The organism is Cupriavidus sp. F041 (genome assembly GCF_057814235.1).
In genome coordinates this window covers 2,932,072-2,948,548 of sequence record NZ_JBVASY010000002.1, presented here as the reverse complement: position 1 = coordinate 2,948,548, position 16,477 = coordinate 2,932,072, and the positions used below count along the sequence as shown (strand labels likewise).

Genomic DNA, 16,477 nt, shown 5'->3' with positions numbered 1-16,477 from the left:
TACACTTGTAGCTTTCGTAAAACCGCCAACAGCTGCTATATATTTCAGCAAGATGACCACGATCCACCTCAAAGAAAACGAGCCGTTTGAAGTCGCCATGCGTCGTTTCAAGCGCACCATCGAAAAGAACGGCTTGATTACTGAATTGCGGGCACGTGAGTTTTACGAAAAGCCGACGGCCGAGCGCAAGCGCAAGAAGGCCGCCGCCGAGAAGCGCCACTACAAGCGCATCCGCAGCCAGATGCTGCCGAAGAAGCTGTACTGAACGCATCCTTCGCTTCTGCATCAAAACCCGCTGTGGGCAAGGCTCCGGCGGGTTTTTGCATTGGCGGTCCGACGGCCGGCGCGTTTCGCCCGGCCGGCAATGTCCCGCCCACACTTTCCTGGAAAAATTGCCATGTCCCTCAAAGCCCGTATCACTGATGACATGAAGGCCGCCATGCGGGCCCGCGAAACCGATCGCCTCGGTACCATCCGGCTGCTGCTGGCGGCCATCAAGCAAAAGGAAGTGGACGAGCGCATCGAACTCGACGACACCGCCGTGCTGGCCGTGATCGAAAAGCTGGTCAAGCAGCGCAAGGACTCCCTCTCGCAGTTCACGCAAGCCGGCCGCACCGACCTGGCGGACAAGGAAAGCGCTGAAATCGAGGTGCTCAAGGTCTATATGCCCGCCGCGCTGTCGGAGGCCGAAATCGCCGCGGAAGTGCAGGCCGCCGTCGCGGAGAGCGGCGCCGCCGGTCCGCAGGACATGGGCAAGGTGATGGCGGTGCTCAAGGCCAAGCTGGCCGGCCGCGCTGACATGACTGCCGTGTCCGGGCTGGTCAAGGCCGCTCTGACGGCGCGCTGAGCGAGCTCTGGCAGCCGCTGGATCGGGGCCAGTCGCCGCCGATCCGGCTTCCTGCTGAATGTGCAGCTTAAAACGCTTCTGATCCGACACCCCTCGCCGGCCCTGGCTGCAATCCGTTGCGTCTGCACTACAATGTAGTGTTATGGGGCCGGAAAGCGCAGTGCCGGTCACGCATTCACAATATTGCCGCCGCCCGCTGCCACGGGCGGCTCGGCCAGAGGACGACAAGCCGGGTGATTCCGCAATCCTTCATTCAGGACCTGCTCAACCGTGTCGACATAGTCGATGTGGTGGGCAAGTACGTGCAGTTGAAGAAGGGCGGCGCCAACTTCATGGGCCTTTGCCCCTTCCACAACGAGAAGTCGCCGTCCTTTACCGTCTCGCCGACCAAGCAGTTCTATCACTGCTTCGGGTGCGGCGCGCATGGCTCGGCCATCGGCTTCCTGATGGAGTACTCCGGGCAGTCCTACCCCGACGCGGTGCGCGAATTGGCGCAATCGGTCGGCCTGTCCGTGCCCGAGGACCGCGACCGGTTGCCGCCGGCACAGCGCGCCGAACAGCAGGCTCGCTCGCTCGCGCTCACCGATGCCATGACGCGCGCCACCGAGTTCTACCGGCGGCAACTGCGCAGCGCGCCCCAGGCGATCCAGTACCTCAAGGGCCGCGGCCTGACCGGCGAGATCGCGGCGCAATTCGGGCTGGGCTATGCACCTGACGACTGGCAGGGGCTGGAATCGGTGTTCGGCAGCTATCGCGACGACGCCATCGCCGGTCCGCTGGTGGAAGCCGGCCTGATGATCGAAAGCGCCGAGAAGCGCGACGCCGACGGCAAGCCGCGGCGCTACGACCGCTTCCGCGACCGCATCATGTTCCCCATTCGCAACGCCAAGGGCCAGGTGATCGGCTTCGGCGGCCGGGTGATGGGGCAGGGTGAGCCGAAGTACCTGAACTCGCCGGAAACCCCGCTTTTCAGCAAGGGTACCGAGCTATATGGCTTATTCGAGGCACGCCATGCGATCCGGGAAACCGGCTACGTTCTGGTGGTCGAAGGCTATATGGACGTGGTGGCACTGGCCCAGCTGGGCTTTGCCAACGCCGTGGCCACGCTGGGCACTGCCTGCACCGCCGTGCACGTGCAAAAGCTGTTGCGGCAGACCGACGCCGTGGTGTTCTCGTTCGACGGCGACGCCGCCGGGCGGCGCGCGGCGCGCCGGGCGCTGGAGGCGTGCCTGCCCTATGTGGCGGATAACAAGACCATCCGCTTCCTGTTCCTGCCCGCCGAGCACGATCCGGACAGCTATGTGCGGGAGCAGGGCACCGATGCCTTCGCCGCCCAGGTGCGCGACGCCATGCCGCTGTCGCGCTTCCTGTTGCAGGTGGTGACGGAAGGGCAGGAGCTGCGCCAGCCGGAAGGCCGCGCCCGCGCCCAGTACGAGGCCAAGCCGTTGCTGCAGGCCATGCCCGGCGGCGGCCTGCGCCTGCAGATCGTGCGCGAACTGGCCGACGCTACCGGCACCACGCCTGCCGAGATCGAGGCGGTCTGCGGGCTGGCCAGCGACCCGGTGCGGGTCGGCCGCTTTGCCCAGCCGCGGCCGCGCACCAAGCGTCAGGCGCCCACGGGGCTGGAGCAGCGCGTGCTGCAATTGCTGATGTGCTATCCGCAGCTCTCGAGCCGGCTCGACGCCGATAGCCGCGCGCTACTGCTGGAGGATGAGCAAGCCGATGCCGAGGTGCTGTCGCACCTAGTGTCCGCGTGCGACGAATTACAGGGCGAAGTGAACTTCGCGGCCTTTAGCGAGCATCTCGCGCAGTCGCCGTATGCCGAGGTCTACGCCAATGTGCGTGCGGCGGTACTGCGCGAAGAGATCGACGAGGAACCGGCGGAGCAGGAATTCGACGCGGCCATCGCCAAGCTGCTGGCGGGGCCGTTGCAGCGTGAACTCGCCAGCCTACAGCAGTCGGTGGTGATGGGTACGGCGGACGAGGCTGGCAAGAGCCGGATGCGATGGCTGGTCAGCGAGATCAACCGCCGGCGCCAGTTGGGTTGACCGTCCGGTAGGTCGGTCAAGGCTTGTGGTGACAAATAGGTGAAGGTTTAGCTTGACCTTGTTGAGCTTAAGCCTTGATTTATCAGGTGAAATCCTCACCTGTTGGGAAGCCGGCTAATTGCGACGTGCTACAATAGGCGGTTTGGATAGCGAAATCTTTCTCTCCCGTTCTGGTGAAAGTGAGCGTGCCAATGGCAAAGGCCAAAGCAACCGAAAAGGTTTCCACTAATGCTCCCCAATCAGGGAGCGGCAAGGCGTCCGCGAAGACATCGGCGGCTGCGAAGACAGCCGCGTCAGTCAAGACGCCAGCCCAGCCTGTGCCAGCTAAGACTGCTCGGAGCGCCAAGGCGCCCGCAGCGTCCACCACCACCGGGACTCGCATATCCGAGGACTTGAGGCCCTCGACTTCGGCACGCGAGAGCGGCGATAGCGCCAATACAAGCGGCAAGAACGCCGCGTCTGTACCTGTGAAAGGCAAGAGTATTACCGTGGCGAAACAGCAGAATACCGAAGTCGAGAGCAAGCGAACGGCAGCGGCCAGCGCCAAGACGGGAGACGCCAAGTCAGGCGTGCCCGCGTCCGAGGACACGCCGGTTGCCACAACTTCCGCCCCCGTTGCATCCGAGCGTCCCGCCGCTCCGGCAGTCAAGCCGGAGCCGAAGAAGCGTGGCCGCAAGCCCAAGGCCGGATCGCAGCACGACGACAGCACTACAGACGACGTGACTGAAGAGCTTTACGAAGACGAGATCCCCGCCGCGGCGCCTGCGGCCGCCCCCAAGTCCGAAAAGCAGAAGGCTCGCGACCGCAAGGCCAAGGAAAAGGCCCTGCTCAAGGAGTTCGCCTCGACCCAGCAGGGCACCGAGGAAGAACTGGAGGTGCGCCGCCAGAAGCTCAAGGCGCTGATCAAGCTGGGCAAGTCACGCGGTTACCTGACTTACGCGGAGATCAACGATCACCTGCCGGACGACATGGTCGATTCGGAAACGATCGACACCCTGGTCGCCACGCTGAACGACATCGGCATCGCCGTCTACGAGCAGGCGCCGGACGCGGAAACGCTGCTGCTCAACGACAATGCCCCGTCCGCCACCAGCGAGGAAGAAGCCGAGGAAGAAGCTGAGGCCGCGCTTTCCACGGTGGACTCCGAGTTCGGCCGCACCACCGATCCCGTGCGCATGTACATGCGCGAGATGGGCACGGTGGAACTGCTCACGCGCGAAGGCGAAATCGAAATCGCCAAGCGCATCGAAGCCGGCCTGAAAGACATGGTGATGGCGATCTCGGCGTGCCCGGTCACGATCTCCGAGATCCTGGCCCTGGCCGAACGCGTTGCCAGCGACGAGATCAAGATCGACGAGTTCGTCGATGGCCTGATCGACCCCAACGCCGAGGATGTTCCCGTGGCGGCGCCGGCGCCTGTTGTCGCGGCAGTGGCAGAGGAAGACAACGAGGAGTCGGACGATGAAGAGTCCGACGAAGACGAGGACGACGATGCCGGTGGCCTGGCTGCCTCCGCGCGCCAGCTTGAAGAACTGAAGCAGGGCGCTCTGGAGAAATTCCGCGTCATCGCCGAGCAGTTCGACAAGATGCGCCGCTCGTTCGAGAAGGAGGGCTACAAGTCCAAGGCCTACGTCAAGGCCCAGGAAGCCATCCAGAACGAACTGATGACCATCCGCTTCACCGCGCGCAACGTCGAACGCCTGTGCGACACGCTGCGCGGCCAGGTGGACGAAGTGCGCAAGCTTGAACGCTCCATCCTGAAGATCGTGGTGGACAAGTGCGGCATGCCGCGCGCGGACTTCGTCGCCCGCTTCCCGGGTAACGAAACCAACCTCGAGTGGATCGACACGATCATCGCGGACAGCAAGCCGTACAGCGTCACCGTCGAGCGTAATGTGCCGGCCGTGCGTGAACTGCAGCAAAAGCTGATCGACCTGCAGTTGCGCGTGGTGCTGCCGCTGAAGGAGCTCAAGGACGTCAACCGCAAGATGAGCGAGGGCGAGAAGCGCGCCCGCGAAGCCAAGCGCGAGATGACCGAGGCCAACCTGCGCCTGGTGATCTCGATCGCCAAGAAATACACCAACCGTGGCCTGCAGTTCCTCGATCTGATCCAGGAAGGCAACATCGGGCTGATGAAGGCGGTGGACAAGTTCGAATACCGCCGCGGCTACAAGTTCTCGACCTACGCCACGTGGTGGATCCGCCAGGCCATCACCCGTTCGATCGCCGATCAGGCGCGCACTATCCGTATCCCGGTGCACATGATCGAAACGATCAACAAGATGAACCGCATCTCGCGCCAGATCCTGCAGGAAACCGGCAACGAGCCGGATCCGGCAACGCTGGCCGAGAAGATGGAGATGCCGGAAGACAAGATCCGCAAGATCATGAAGATCGCGAAGGAACCGATCTCCATGGAAACGCCGATCGGCGACGATGACGACTCCCATCTGGGCGACTTCATCGAAGACACCAACACGCTGGCCCCGGCCGAAGCAGCGCTGCACGGCTCCATGCGCGACGTCGTCAAGGACGTGCTGGACTCGCTCACGCCGCGCGAAGCCAAGGTGCTGCGCATGCGTTTCGGCATCGAAATGAGCACCGATCACACGCTGGAAGAAGTCGGCAAGCAGTTCGACGTCACCCGCGAACGGATTCGCCAGATAGAAGCCAAGGCACTGCGAAAGCTGCGCCATCCGAGCCGCTCTGATAAGCTTAAGAGTTTCCTCGAAGGTAGTTGATCGGTATCATGCCGGTCTGACTTTCCTGGGCCTCTAGCTCATGCTTGGTTAGAGCAGCGGACTCATAATCCGTTGGTGCCGTGTTCGACTCACGGGAGGCCCACCATTATTGAGAAAAGCCCCGCAGGTTTCTGCGGGGTTTTTTTCTACGCTGTTACCGATGCTGCTCGGGTGAACCCTGTCGTGCCAGCTTTCAAAGTTTCTGCACGGCAGCCAAGTCGAATATCTTCGCCCAGCGCATTGCCTCCTTGCGATTCGCCATCGGGATATTCCAATTGCCTTGCGCATTGTGTTCAAGACGCAGTGCAAGCATCCATTTGCCACCATTTTCCAACGCGCTGGCGCCTGCAATATCCGCAAAAATGAACTTGGCGTGCTGGCCGTCGATGTCCAGGGCGCCACGTTTGCGTTCCGGATCCACACGCATCGTCCCCCACGATCCCTCCAGCGATACGATGCGTTCGCCTTTGATCTTGACGCCGTGGATCGCGCGATAGCGGCGGACCAGGCTTGCGACGAATGCAGCGAGCAGTGCCGCACAGAACGCGACTGCGGTGGTCCCGGCAATCCAGCCAAAGGCCGCGGCCACCGCGGTGTATAGGCGGACCGCGCCGTAGATGAGGGCACCGATCAATGCGAGGCCGGCGATGATGAATGGCACGTCTTTTCCTTTAAAGAAACTGAAATGAATTAGCTGGCCTGGCTGCACACGCGGAACGATGGGCGCCGTGGGCGGCCGAATTGATAGCCTCTGCGGCGTGACGGACGTACCGATGGTGTTACACATCCAGCGGTGCCCAGTCGTGGCTACCGTCCGCACAGCGACACCACGAAATCAACGAGCGCCCGCACTTTCGCCAGCAGATGCTGCCGCGACGGATACAGCGCGTAGAGCGAAAGCGCTCATCCGGCCAGAAGCGAAAAGCCATGTAGAAATCGTCGGCGATCATGTCGCCTAAGTTGTCGCGCGTCACCAGGTCCAGCGTCAGGTACGGATGAGCATCAACGAACGCGCCGGGGCGCGGCCCCAACACCTGCCGTGGGCATGTTATCGCTAAATGTCCCGCAACGAACCGCAATCCGGTCACCGCGGCACAAGCTGCGATCGAGTGCAGATGACGATGTTTGGTGTGACTGGAACTACCGGGCAGGTTGGCGCCGCGGTGGCTCGCGTGCTGTTGTCGGCTGGCAAGAATGTGCGCGCGGTGGCGCGCACGGCGCACAAGGGCAGTGAATGGGCCTCGCGAGGCTGCGAGGTGGTGCTCGCCGACGTGGGCGATGCGCAGGCGCTGCGGCGTGCCTTCAGCGGCGCGCCCGCACGTGTGGTTTGCTCGACAGCGCGTCGGCGATATCCGTGGGCGTGACGCGATGCGGAGCGAAGTTGCTGGGCCGTGCTGTGCGGGCGGAGGCAGTGCCCCACGCATCTTGGGAAGCGCAGTTCCGTGCGCGACCAGCTTGCGCCAGATGCCATTCGCCGTTCAACAGCGCCAAGGCCTAGCCAGCATTTTTCCGCACCACCGGCCGGGTGAAGATCAGAGCCGTTTCCGTGCCCGCGGTGTCTGGGTCGTACAGATCCCAGTCCAGCCCGCACAGCGAGAATCCCAACGCACGGTAAAAGCCGATGGCGGGATAGTTCGTATTCTGCGTTTCCGCGCGCAGGCAGCGGGCTGGCGTAGCTTGCAGCAGGCGGTTGATTTCCCCGAGCAGTACGCGGCCGATGCCGGTGCCGCGGAATGACGGGGCGACAAAGATCGCGCTCAGCATGGCCGACCGGTTCCATGGCTCGAGCCTGACGGTGGCAAAGCCGCAGATGACGCCGTTGGCGCTTTCGAAGACGAGCGCGTGATCCGCCCGCGCGCAATCCTGCTCGAAGCCCGAGGCGTCATAGTGGTTGAGTACAGGCCGCCCCAGGGCTTGTTCCACCAGCCAGATGCCGAGCGGGCCGCTTCTTACCGCGTAGATGCGATCGGTCTGTTAGCTGGTGTCGAGATTCAGGATGCCGGCGCCGTCGCGCGCCCAGTCGAGCGATCTGATAGTCATGCGGGTGATGCGGTCAAACGCGGTCCGGGCCGGCCCGGCGGGCCGGCGGCAGGCAATGGGCTTGCGGCGGTCAGCCCCGGCGGTGCGTGAGCCGGTCCCACCAGTACTGGAGGGGGTGGGTGTGCGTGGGGTAGAACACCGACTTGCGGAAGAAAACTGCCCTTACGGCAAACACATAGAGCAGTAGGACGGCTAAAGTCAGCACGATCGAGGCAATCATGGCGCGCTCCTCTGGCAATGAACTGGCCCGCTTTCCATTCTAGGCCGTGCGCGCCTGTCTCGCCTCGGGCTCGGGCAAAGCCTGGCCAATGTGGCTTACGCGCCAGTACGGCGTCCCGCCGGCGCCATTCAGCGCGTGCGCAGCAGTGCTCCGATTTCCTCCGCGGCGCGCCTGAGGGGCGGCAGGTGGTGGCGTAGCAGGTGCGCCGCGTCGCGGCTGCCCAGCACCATGCTGAAGCCCAGCCCGGCCACCACCTTGCCGGAGGCCGCGCGCAGCGGCACCGAGATGCCTGCGTAGCCGTCCACCAGTTCGCTGACCAGCGTGCAGTAGCCGTCGCTGCGTACCTGCCTGAGCGTGCGCGCCAGCGCCGTGCGCGAACTGACCGTGAACGGCGTGAGCTTGCGCAATTGCGCCGTCGCGAGATAGGCCTCGAGTGCCGCGTCGTCCAGTCCCGCCAGCAGCACCCGGCCGAGCGAGTGCGCGTATGCGGGCATGCGGCGGCCAACTCCCATGTCGACGCGCAGCATCTGCTGTGGCTCCTCGCGTGCCACCAGCGTCACCGATTCGCCGTCGAGCACGCCCAGCGAACACGTCTCCCCGGCTTCCACCGCGAGCGCCTTCAGGTAGGGCCCGGCCAGCCGCGGCAGGTCCATCGAGGCAAAGTAGGCAAAGCCCAGGTCCATCACGCGCGGCGTGATGGAAAAGTCGCGGCCGTCCTGCGCCACGTATCCGTTGTGCTGCAGCGTCAGCAACAGGCGCCGCGCGGCTGCCCGGGTGACGTCGAGTTGCTCAGCCACTTCCTGCATGGTGAGGCTGCCCGTGCCGGAGGCGAACAGCCGGAGCAGCGCCAGGCCGTTGGTCAGCGAATCGAGCAGCTCTTCCTTTTTTTGCGGGTTTGCCTGGGGATCGTCGGGGCTGTTCATGGAAGGGAGATAACGAAATAGCGGGATTTTAGTGCGCTAAGCGCACTTGCGCGAAGCCGGCATGACTCCGTATGATATGCGTTTTGCGAACAAATGTTCGCAAAGCGCGGTACGACTCACACGAGAAACGACCGGCAAGAAGAACACGATGGAGACAGCCATGAAGGTGATCAGCGCGCAGCAGGCTGCTGCGCTCGTGCAATCCCAGTGGACCGTGGCCAGTGCCGGCTTCGTGGGCGCCGGCCATGCCGAAGCGGTGACGGACGCGCTGGAGCGGCGTTTCCTGGAATCCGGCTTGCCGCGCGACCTGACGCTGGTGTATTCGGCGGGGCAGGGCGATCGCGGCGCGCGCGGGGTGAACCACTTCGGCAATGCCGGCATGACCGGCCGCATCGTCGGCGGGCACTGGCGCTCCGCCACGCGGCTGGCGGCGCTTGCCATGGCCGAGCAGTGCGAAGGCTACAACCTGCCGCAGGGTGTGCTGACGCACCTGTACCGCGCCATCGCCGGCGGCAAGCCCGGCGTGATGACCAAGATCGGCCTGCACACCTTTGTCGATCCGCGTACGGCGCAGGACAGCCGCTACCATGGCGGCGCCGTCAACCGAAGCGCGCGGCAAGCCATTGCCGAAGGCCGCGCGAACTGGGTCGAGGCGATCGATTTCCGCGGCGACGAATACCTGTTCTACCCGAGCTTTCCGGTCCACTGCGCGCTGATCCGGTGCACCGCCGCCGACACCCGCGGCAACCTGAGCACGCACCGCGAGGCCTTCCACCACGAACTGCTGGCGCTGGCGCAGGCCGCCCACAACTCCGGCGGCATCGTGATCGCGCAGGTGGAATCGCTGGTGGATCACCACGACAACCTGCAGGCCATCCATGTGCCCGGCATCCTGGTCGATTACGTGGTGGTGAGCGAGGAGCCGGCGCATCACCAGATGACGTTCGCGGAGTCGTTCAATCCGGCTTACGTCACACCGTGGCAAGGCGAGGCGGCAAGCACCGCCAGCGCGCCCGCGCCGGCCGAGCCAACCGTGCTCGACGCCCGCAGTATCGTGCAGCGGCGGGCGGTGCTGGAACTGGCGCGCCGGCAGCCGCGCGTGGTCAACCTTGGCGTCGGCATGCCGGCCGCGGTCGGCATGCTGGCGGCGCAGGCCGGCGTCGAGGGCTTCACGCTCACTGTGGAAGCCGGCCCGATCGGCGGCACGCCGGCGGACGGCCTCAGCTTCGGCGCCTCCGCGTATCCGGAAGCGGTGGTCGACCAGCCGGCGCAGTTCGATTTCTACGAGGGCGGCGGCATCGACCTGGCCATCCTCGGGCTGGCCGAGCTGGACGGGCATGGCAACGTCAACGTCAGCAAGTTCGGCGAAGGCAGCGAAGCTCTGATCGCCGGGGTCGGTGGCTTTATCAACATCACGCAGAGCGCCAGGGCGGTGGTCTTCGTCGGCACGCTCACGGCCGGCGGCCTTGAAGTGCACGCCGAAGACGGCGCCTTGCGCATCGTGCGCGAAGGCCGCGTGAAGAAGATCGTGCCGCAGGTCTCGCACCTGAGTTTTAACGGCCCTTATGTGGCCTCGCTTGGCATCCCCGTGCTCTACATCACCGAGCGTGCCGTCTTTGAGATGCGCCCCGACGCCATCGGCGCGGAGCACCTGACCCTGATCGAGATCGCGCCGGGCATCGACCTGCAGCGCGATGTGCTGGACCAGTGCGCCACCGCGGTCGCCGTGGCGCCCGACCTGCGCACCATGGATGCGCGGCTGTTCCGCCCGGGTCCGCTGAAGCTCTGAGGCCGCTGGGTAGCTGCCCGATAACAAACGGCCGGCCATGACCGGTCATGGAGGAGGCCATCGAAGCTTTGTCCTGTCTTTCCCGTTGGTTTTGCTGGATCGCCGACGCGTGCAGGCTGTGAAGCGGGCACGCGTCATTGCTGGATTACGTTTCATACTCATCATGCAGAAGACAAGCCGTCGTATTTTCTCGCGCCGCCTGGGCGCGGCCATCCTGGGCGTTTCGCTGCCGCTGTGCGCGCCGCAGGCCTTCGCGCAAGCCTATCCGTCCAAGCCGATCCGCCTGGTGGTGCCGTTCCCGCCGGGCGGTCCGACCGATACCGCCGCGCGCATCATCGGCCAGAAGATGGGCGAATCGCTCAAGCAGACGGTGGTGGTGGACAACCGCCCGGGCGCTTCCGGCACGATCGGCGCGGAAGCCGTTGCCAAGAGCGCGCCGGATGGCTACACGCTGATGGTGCTGGCTACGCCCACGCTGCTGGCACCGCACCTGATCAGCCGCAAGGGCTACGACATCTTCAAGGATTTCACGCCGATCGGCTCCGCCTACGACTTGCCCATCGTGATGGTAGTCAACCCGCAGGCCATGCCCGACGTGACCGACCTGCAGCAATACATCGGCCGCGCCAAGGCCAAGCCCGGCGCGCTCAACTACACCAGCGCCGGCAATGGCAGCTTTGGCCACCTGTCCACCGAACTGCTCAAGAGCACGGGGCATTTCGACGTGCAGCACGTGCCCTACAAAGGCAGCGCGCCGGCCATCTCCGATCTGCTGGCGGGCCAGGTGCCGATGATGTTCTCCGACATGATCGCGGCGCTGCCGCACATCAAGGCCGGCAAGCTGCGGCCCATCGCCGTGGGCTCGGCCAGGCGCGTGAGCTTCACGCCCGATGTGAAGACGGTGGCGGAGCAGGGCTTCCCCGGCTTCGAGGCAACCGCCTGGGGTGGCCTGCTGGCCCCGGCCGGCACGCCCAAGGATGTGATTGCCAGGCTGTCGGCCGAACTGAAGGCCGCGCTGGCAGACCCGGTGGTGCAGGAAAAGATGCTGGGCGCGGGCACGGTCGCGGCCTACCAGCCGCCCGAGCAACTGGCGGCGCGTATGCGTAACGACTACAAGAAGTGGGGCAAGGTGATCCAGGACAACGGCATCAAGGGCGACTGAGGCGACGGGGATTAGTGTCCCGCAGCCGCCGGCCGGATCGGGGCGATTGGGAGGGAAAGGCCGGGCACGCGGAGTTGTCCGGCCTTTTTTTTTACTGCGCGGCAGGTTGGGACGGCAAGGGTTTGTCCGCGCGGCGCTCGTCGTTCAGGGCCGGATGGCCGGGCAGTATCTGGTGCACGAGCCCAACCAGCGCCTGCGCCGCCGGCGAGAGCGAACGTCCGGCCAGCGAGACCAGGCCATAGGCGGCCTTGAGGTCGATGGCGGGCGTCACCTGCAGCGGCACCAGCGTGCCGCTTGCCTCCTCGGCGCTCATCATGGCCCGTGGTACCAGGCCGACCGCATCGGTGTTGAGGATCAGCGTGCGCAGCGTATGCATGTCGTCGCAGGTCACGGTGAGCAGTTCGCGCGCGTCTTCGCCGGCTTCGGCGTGGATGCGGCCGCGGAAGAAATCCGCCACCCGCGCCGGGATGCGCGGCCCCGCCACGGGAAACGCCAGCAGCTCGGTCAGCGCGATCGCGCCGCGCGCTGCCAGCGCATGGTCCCTGCGCACAAAGAAGCTGGTTTCGAGCGCGCGCAGCCGCTCGATGCGCAACTGGGGCTGCTCCTTCAGGCTCTGGCTTTCACCGACGAAGAAGTCCAGTTGCTCGGCTTTGAGCTTTTGCGCCATCGAGGGCGTGTCCGCGATCTCGATATCGATGCGCAGCTTTGGATAGCGTGCCAGCAGCGCCGTCAGCACCGGCTCCATCAGGAAGGCCGCGGCAAACGGCCCGAAGCCCACGCTCACCTCACCCATCTCCACATCGCGCAGCAGTTCGAGATCCCGCCGCAGTTCCCGGCCCTCTCGCAACATGCGGCGCGCCCGCTCCAGCACGATGCTGCCGGAAGCCGTGGGCCGCGCCTTGCCGTAGCTGCGGTCCAGCAACTGGCTGCCGAACTCCGCTTCCAGGCCCTGGATGCTGCGCGACAGCGCTGGTTGCGACAGGTGCAGCACGGTGGCGGCACGCGCAAAGCTGCCTTGCTCGATCAGCGTGACGAAATGATGCAGGCGGCGCAGTCCCATGATTTTGCTTTTTATGCATGGAAAACTGAAAAATATTGCATTGGACGTATTTTCTCAAGTCGGTAAGCATGTCCCTCACCAATAAAAGAAGATTTCAGGAGACACGGATGATTCGACGCGCTTTTCTCGCGCTGGCCCTTGGCGGCACTTCCCTCATGACCTCCCATGCGATGGCGGACGCCTATCCGGTCAAGCCGCTGCGCGTGGTGGTGCCGTACGCGGCCGGCGGCGGCAGCGACATCGTGGCGCGTGCGTTAGGCGAAAAACTGAGCAAGAAGCTCGGCCAGCCCATCATTGTGGATAACAAGGCCGGTGCCTCCGGCATCATCGGCACCGATGCGGTGGCCAAGGCGGCGCCGGACGGCTACACGCTCCTGGTCACGATCACGCAATCGGTGCTGACCAACCAGTTCCTCTACAACAGGCTGCCCTACGACCCGCGCAAGGACCTGACCCTGGTCAATGTGATCGCCGATGCGCCGCTGGTGCTGGTCACCACGCCGTCGCTGCCGGTCAGGTCGGTCAAGGAACTGGCCGATTACGGCCGCGCCCACAAGGGCAAGGTCAGCTACGCGTCCTGGGGCGTGGGCTCCTATCCGCACCTGGCTGGCGCCTACTTTAGCAAGGTCACGCACGGGGAGATGGTGCACGTGCCGTACAAGGGCGAAGCGCCCATGCTGCAGGACTTGCTGGGCGGCCAGGTGCAGTGGGCCGTGGCCAGCGTGCTGTCGGCCAAGCCTTACATCCAGAGCGGCAAGCTCAAGGCGATCGCGGTGACGGGTACGCAGCGCAGCCAGGTGCTGCCGGACCTGCCGACCTTCGCGGAAGCCGGCATGGACGACAACGCCTTCACGGTGCTGGGCTGGATCGGCTTGCTGGCGCCGGTCGGCACGCCCGCGCCGGTGGTGGCGCGGTTGGATGAAGAGGTGCGGGCGCTGATCCAGACGCCGGACATGCAGGCGCGCTTCTCCGCGCTTGGATTGCGTCCGGTGGGCAGCACGCCCGCGCAGTCGCAGGCCATCTTCGCGCGCGAGTGGCCGGTGTGGAAGACGCTGGTGGCGGAGTCGGGCGCGAAGCTCGACTGAGCAAGAAGGCAAAAAAAGCGGGCCGCATGCGGTCAATGCATGCGGCCCGTTGTCAGCGGCTTAGCCGGCCAGCCGTCAGTTGCTGGCGGCGCTTTCCGGTTCGATCCTTGGCCCGCCAGCGGCGTAGCTGGCGTGCGGCAGCGGCAAGACCTGCGCATCCGCGTTGTGCCCCGCGGCTGCCGCGAGGCCGGGGACCAGTCCCTGCAGCGAGCCGCCGGTCAGGCCCACCTCCTTCAGCAGCGAATCGATCAGCGGCGCATGCGCACGGTAGGACAGCGCTGCGGACATCGCCTGCTCGGCGAGATTGCCGTTGCCATTTCCATTCCCATTGCCGCCGCCATTGCCCGCGTCGCCGGTACCCGCTACCGCGCCGCCGCGGTTGAGGCCGTCGACCTGGATGATCTTGATGCCGTCGATCGCCTTCATCGGCTCCACGGTCTGCTGGATCACGCCCGGCAGCGCCTGCAGCAGCGCCAGCTTGAACTTCAGGCTGGTCTGGTCCGACGACAGCGCGTTGATGGCGTCGTTGAGCGCGCGCTGTGCCTCGGCTTCGGCCAGCCCCTTCTTGCGCGCCGCCTCGGCCAGTTCGACGATGGCGGTGGCCTGCATCTGCGCCGCCTCGCGCTCGGCGCGCGCCTGCGTGGTGACGTGCACGGCCTGGGTCTCGGCCTCCTGCGCGGCTTCGATCAGGGCCACCTGCTTGGCCCGGTCGGCTTCCGCGGTGCGCCGCGTGGTCTCCACCATCTGCTCGGCCTTGACCGCTTCAGCCAGTGCCTCGTTGGCGCGGCCCTGCGCCTGCGATTGCGCTTCCGATTTGGCGGCGATCACGATGGCCTTTTCCTGCTCGGCGATTTCCGTCACCTTGGCCTGCTCGATGGCCGCCATCTGGGTAACGCGCTGCTGCTCGATCTCCTTGACCCGCACGTCGCGCTCGGCCTCTACCTTGCGCGTGCGCACGGCCTGCTCGCGCTGGATCTCGGACTCCTAAACCTGGCGCTCGGCGGTGATGCGGCTCTGTTCGGCTTCCTGGCGGCGCTCCGCTTCGTAGGAGGCGATGCGCGCGTTCTGCTCGGCGGTGCGGGTTTTCACCTGCTGCTCCTGTTCGAGCTTCATGAACGATTCCTGCTGCTCGATCTCCAGCTTCTTGGCCAGCGCATCGCGGTTCTTCTCGCGCACCGAGACCTCGGTGTCCTGTTCGACCTCGTTGCGCTCCTTGCGGCGGCGCTCGGTTTCCTGAGTGAGCTTGGTCAGGCCCTCCGCGTCGAAGGCGTTGTTGGGGTCGAAGAATTCCTTCGAATTCGGCGGCGGCGCGCGCGGCCACCATCCCGGCCAGCGCCTGTTCCATCTCGGCGCGCTTGGCGCGCAGGCCCAGCAGGTCGGTCTCGGTCGCCACGGACCTTTCAACTGCCTCCTGCAAACTGGCGTTGAGCGTGCCGAGCTGGTCCTCCAGGTCGATCTGGCGCTCGGTCCCCGCGCGCGCGGCGGCGTCGTCGCCGTGGTTGAGCGCAATCGTCACCTGCTCGTCGAGCCGCTCGATCTCGTTGTTGAGCCGCGCGATGGCCTTGGCGGCCTGGTGATTGGCCGCCTCGTGCTGGCCGAGCCCGACCCGCGCCTGCGCGATCACCTCGTCGAACTCGCGCAGGTACTGCTCCAGCACAGCTTGCGGCGTACGGCTTTCCAGCGAGCTGACCAGCGCGTGCACATTGGCGGTCAGCAGTCGTTTCACGCGGTTACCCAGGCCTTCTGTCGTCATGGTGTGATTCCTCGGTGCAACGTTAAGACGCCGCGCAGCGAAGGCGGCGCAACAAGAAACGCGTTCAGTCAGGCTGCCGTGCGTTATGTATCAGTTTTGCCAGTTCTAACACTTCCGGTACGTAAGCGTCCAGTACGGCGGGATCATAGGCCGGGGTGCGCTGGGTCACCGCAAGGCGCAACAGGCCGAGCAACATGCGCATGGCGCGGGCAGTGAGGCGCGCTTCCAGCTCCCGTGCCTGCGCCGGTGCCCGGTCGCCGGACGGCACGCCCGCGATCAGGCTGGCCATCAGTTCGGGCAATTGCATGGCCAGCATCGGGACGATTTCCGAGTGCTGCTGGTGCTCATGCTCCAGGGTTTGGGTGGCGTCGAGCAGGGGGCGCACCTGTTCGCGCAGGAGCGCGACGCAGCCGATGTAGTCGGACGAGCCGTCCGCGCGCCGGCGCGCGTCGGCCAGTAGGGCGCGGATCTTGTCGCTGGGACTGCTGGCGCCCGGCAACTCGATGCCGGCCAGCCAGGCGAGGTCTTCTTCGGGAATGCGGACGGAGACGGTTTGCATCTGGTTCTGCCTGGTTCGGATCGCTAGAACCAAGCATGGGTCACACGCCATCTCTTGTATACGTTTGTAAACAAAAAATGACATTTCACCGATCCCGCGTGGCGAGCGGCGGCGGCAGGAAGAACCTCAAGCGCTAGCGGTGGCGAATCGCTCGCCGCCACGCCGCAAAGCCAGGCCGGGTGCGACTCTTGGGCAAACCAGCCTTGCAAAGGCCGGGTTTGTCCCCCGGATAGCCATGATGCCGTGCCCG

At 65.2% G+C, this 16,477-nt stretch carries 17 protein-coding genes, 1 tRNA gene and 1 pseudogene; 9 read left to right on the top strand and 10 right to left on the bottom strand.

The genetic code is table 11. The features are described from left to right. Positions 1 to 52: 52 nt before the first annotated feature. The 3 genes from rpsU to dnaG all read left to right on the top strand — a co-directional run bounded on the left by rpsU (position 53) and on the right by dnaG (position 2,895). Complete coding sequence (gene rpsU / locus ACZY0R_RS31015) at positions 53 to 265, top strand: 30S ribosomal protein S21 (RefSeq protein ID WP_035866409.1); 213 nt, start codon at positions 53 to 55, stop codon at positions 263 to 265. Between the two features lie 132 nt (positions 266 to 397). Beyond that, on the top strand, positions 398 to 847 hold the full coding sequence (locus ACZY0R_RS31010; protein WP_488863797.1) for a GatB/YqeY domain-containing protein: 450 nt from the start codon (positions 398 to 400) through the stop codon (positions 845 to 847). Between the two features lie 233 nt (positions 848 to 1,080). Next, positions 1,081 to 2,895, top strand: coding sequence for a DNA primase (dnaG, locus tag ACZY0R_RS31005; protein WP_488863795.1), 1,815 nt, complete (start codon positions 1,081 to 1,083; stop codon positions 2,893 to 2,895). Between the two features lie 82 nt (positions 2,896 to 2,977). Here the strand turns inward: dnaG and ACZY0R_RS31000 are convergent, their stop codons facing one another. Continuing rightward, positions 2,978 to 3,373 (bottom strand): hypothetical protein, encoded by a 396-nt coding sequence (locus ACZY0R_RS31000; RefSeq protein ID WP_488863793.1) that lies wholly within the window; start codon positions 3,371 to 3,373, stop codon positions 2,978 to 2,980. Between ACZY0R_RS31000 and rpoD the strand changes: the two genes are divergently transcribed. Further along, positions 3,363 to 5,636, top strand: a complete 2,274-nt coding sequence (gene rpoD / locus ACZY0R_RS30995) for an RNA polymerase sigma factor RpoD (protein ID WP_488863791.1) — start codon at positions 3,363 to 3,365, stop codon at positions 5,634 to 5,636. The genes ACZY0R_RS31000 and rpoD overlap by 11 nt on opposite strands. Positions 5,637 to 5,663: 27 nt before the next feature. Further along, positions 5,664 to 5,742 (top strand) — tRNA-Ile (locus ACZY0R_RS30990). Between the two features lie 87 nt (positions 5,743 to 5,829). Here ACZY0R_RS30990 and ACZY0R_RS30985 read toward each other — a convergent pair. Then, entirely contained in the window at positions 5,830 to 6,297 is a 468-nt protein-coding gene (locus ACZY0R_RS30985; RefSeq protein WP_488863789.1) for a hypothetical protein, read from the bottom strand. 454 nt (positions 6,298 to 6,751) lie between these two features. Here ACZY0R_RS30985 and ACZY0R_RS30980 point away from each other — a divergent pair, with 454 nt between their 5' ends. Continuing rightward, a complete protein-coding gene (locus tag ACZY0R_RS30980) occupies positions 6,752 to 7,000 on the top strand; it encodes an NAD(P)H-binding protein (RefSeq protein ID WP_488863787.1) in 249 nt (82 codons plus the stop codon). A gap of 130 nt (positions 7,001 to 7,130) precedes the next feature. Here ACZY0R_RS30980 and ACZY0R_RS30975 read toward each other — a convergent pair whose 3' ends face one another. From ACZY0R_RS30975 to ACZY0R_RS30965, 3 genes are all read right to left on the bottom strand, one after another. Continuing rightward, positions 7,131 to 7,559 carry a GNAT family N-acetyltransferase gene (locus tag ACZY0R_RS30975; RefSeq protein ID WP_488863785.1) on the bottom strand — a complete coding sequence of 143 codons (429 nt, stop codon included), beginning with the start codon at positions 7,557 to 7,559 and terminating at the stop codon, positions 7,131 to 7,133. 187 nt (positions 7,560 to 7,746) lie between these two features. After that, positions 7,747 to 7,896: a hypothetical protein gene (locus ACZY0R_RS30970; protein WP_156177184.1), complete on the bottom strand. Its 150-nt coding sequence runs from the start codon at positions 7,894 to 7,896 to the stop codon at positions 7,747 to 7,749. A 128-nt stretch (positions 7,897 to 8,024) separates the two neighbouring features. After that, positions 8,025 to 8,819, bottom strand: a complete 795-nt coding sequence (locus ACZY0R_RS30965; RefSeq protein ID WP_488863783.1) for an IclR family transcriptional regulator domain-containing protein — start codon at positions 8,817 to 8,819, stop codon at positions 8,025 to 8,027. A gap of 160 nt (positions 8,820 to 8,979) precedes the next feature. On the opposite strand from ACZY0R_RS30965, the gene ACZY0R_RS30960 reads away from it, so the two are divergent. Then, the gene (locus tag ACZY0R_RS30960; protein WP_488863781.1) at positions 8,980 to 10,608 is read left to right on the top strand and encodes an acyl CoA:acetate/3-ketoacid CoA transferase; all 1,629 of its coding nucleotides are present in this window, start codon (positions 8,980 to 8,982) and stop codon (positions 10,606 to 10,608) included. A gap of 163 nt (positions 10,609 to 10,771) precedes the next feature. Then, complete coding sequence (locus tag ACZY0R_RS30955) at positions 10,772 to 11,770, top strand: Bug family tripartite tricarboxylate transporter substrate binding protein (RefSeq protein WP_488863779.1); 999 nt, start codon at positions 10,772 to 10,774, stop codon at positions 11,768 to 11,770. Between the two features lie 91 nt (positions 11,771 to 11,861). On the opposite strand, the gene ACZY0R_RS30950 is transcribed toward ACZY0R_RS30955, so the two are convergent. Next, positions 11,862 to 12,830: a LysR family transcriptional regulator gene (locus ACZY0R_RS30950; RefSeq protein WP_488863777.1), complete on the bottom strand. Its 969-nt coding sequence runs from the start codon at positions 12,828 to 12,830 to the stop codon at positions 11,862 to 11,864. A gap of 107 nt (positions 12,831 to 12,937) precedes the next feature. Here ACZY0R_RS30950 and ACZY0R_RS30945 point away from each other — a divergent pair, with 107 nt between their 5' ends. Further along, positions 12,938 to 13,915, top strand: a complete 978-nt coding sequence (locus tag ACZY0R_RS30945; RefSeq protein ID WP_488863775.1) for a Bug family tripartite tricarboxylate transporter substrate binding protein — start codon at positions 12,938 to 12,940, stop codon at positions 13,913 to 13,915. Positions 13,916 to 13,990: 75 nt separating this feature from the next. On the opposite strand, the gene ACZY0R_RS30940 is transcribed toward ACZY0R_RS30945, so the two are convergent. The 4 genes and pseudogenes from ACZY0R_RS30940 to ACZY0R_RS30925 form a co-directional block, all read right to left on the bottom strand. Continuing rightward, positions 13,991 to 14,872, bottom strand: a complete 882-nt coding sequence (locus tag ACZY0R_RS30940; RefSeq protein ID WP_488863773.1) for a flotillin family protein — start codon at positions 14,870 to 14,872, stop codon at positions 13,991 to 13,993. A gap of 27 nt (positions 14,873 to 14,899) precedes the next feature. Beyond that, on the bottom strand, positions 14,900 to 15,319 hold the full coding sequence (locus ACZY0R_RS30935) for a hypothetical protein (protein WP_488866422.1): 420 nt from the start codon (positions 15,317 to 15,319) through the stop codon (positions 14,900 to 14,902). Further along, positions 15,279 to 15,668: pseudogene (locus ACZY0R_RS30930) on the bottom strand (PspA/IM30 family protein); the annotation flags it as partial. The pseudogene ACZY0R_RS30930 and the gene ACZY0R_RS30935, both read right to left, overlap by 41 nt. Positions 15,669 to 15,732: 64 nt before the next feature. Further along, complete coding sequence (locus tag ACZY0R_RS30925) at positions 15,733 to 16,227, bottom strand: hypothetical protein (RefSeq protein ID WP_045239568.1); 495 nt, start codon at positions 16,225 to 16,227, stop codon at positions 15,733 to 15,735. Positions 16,228 to 16,477 lie beyond the last annotated feature (250 nt).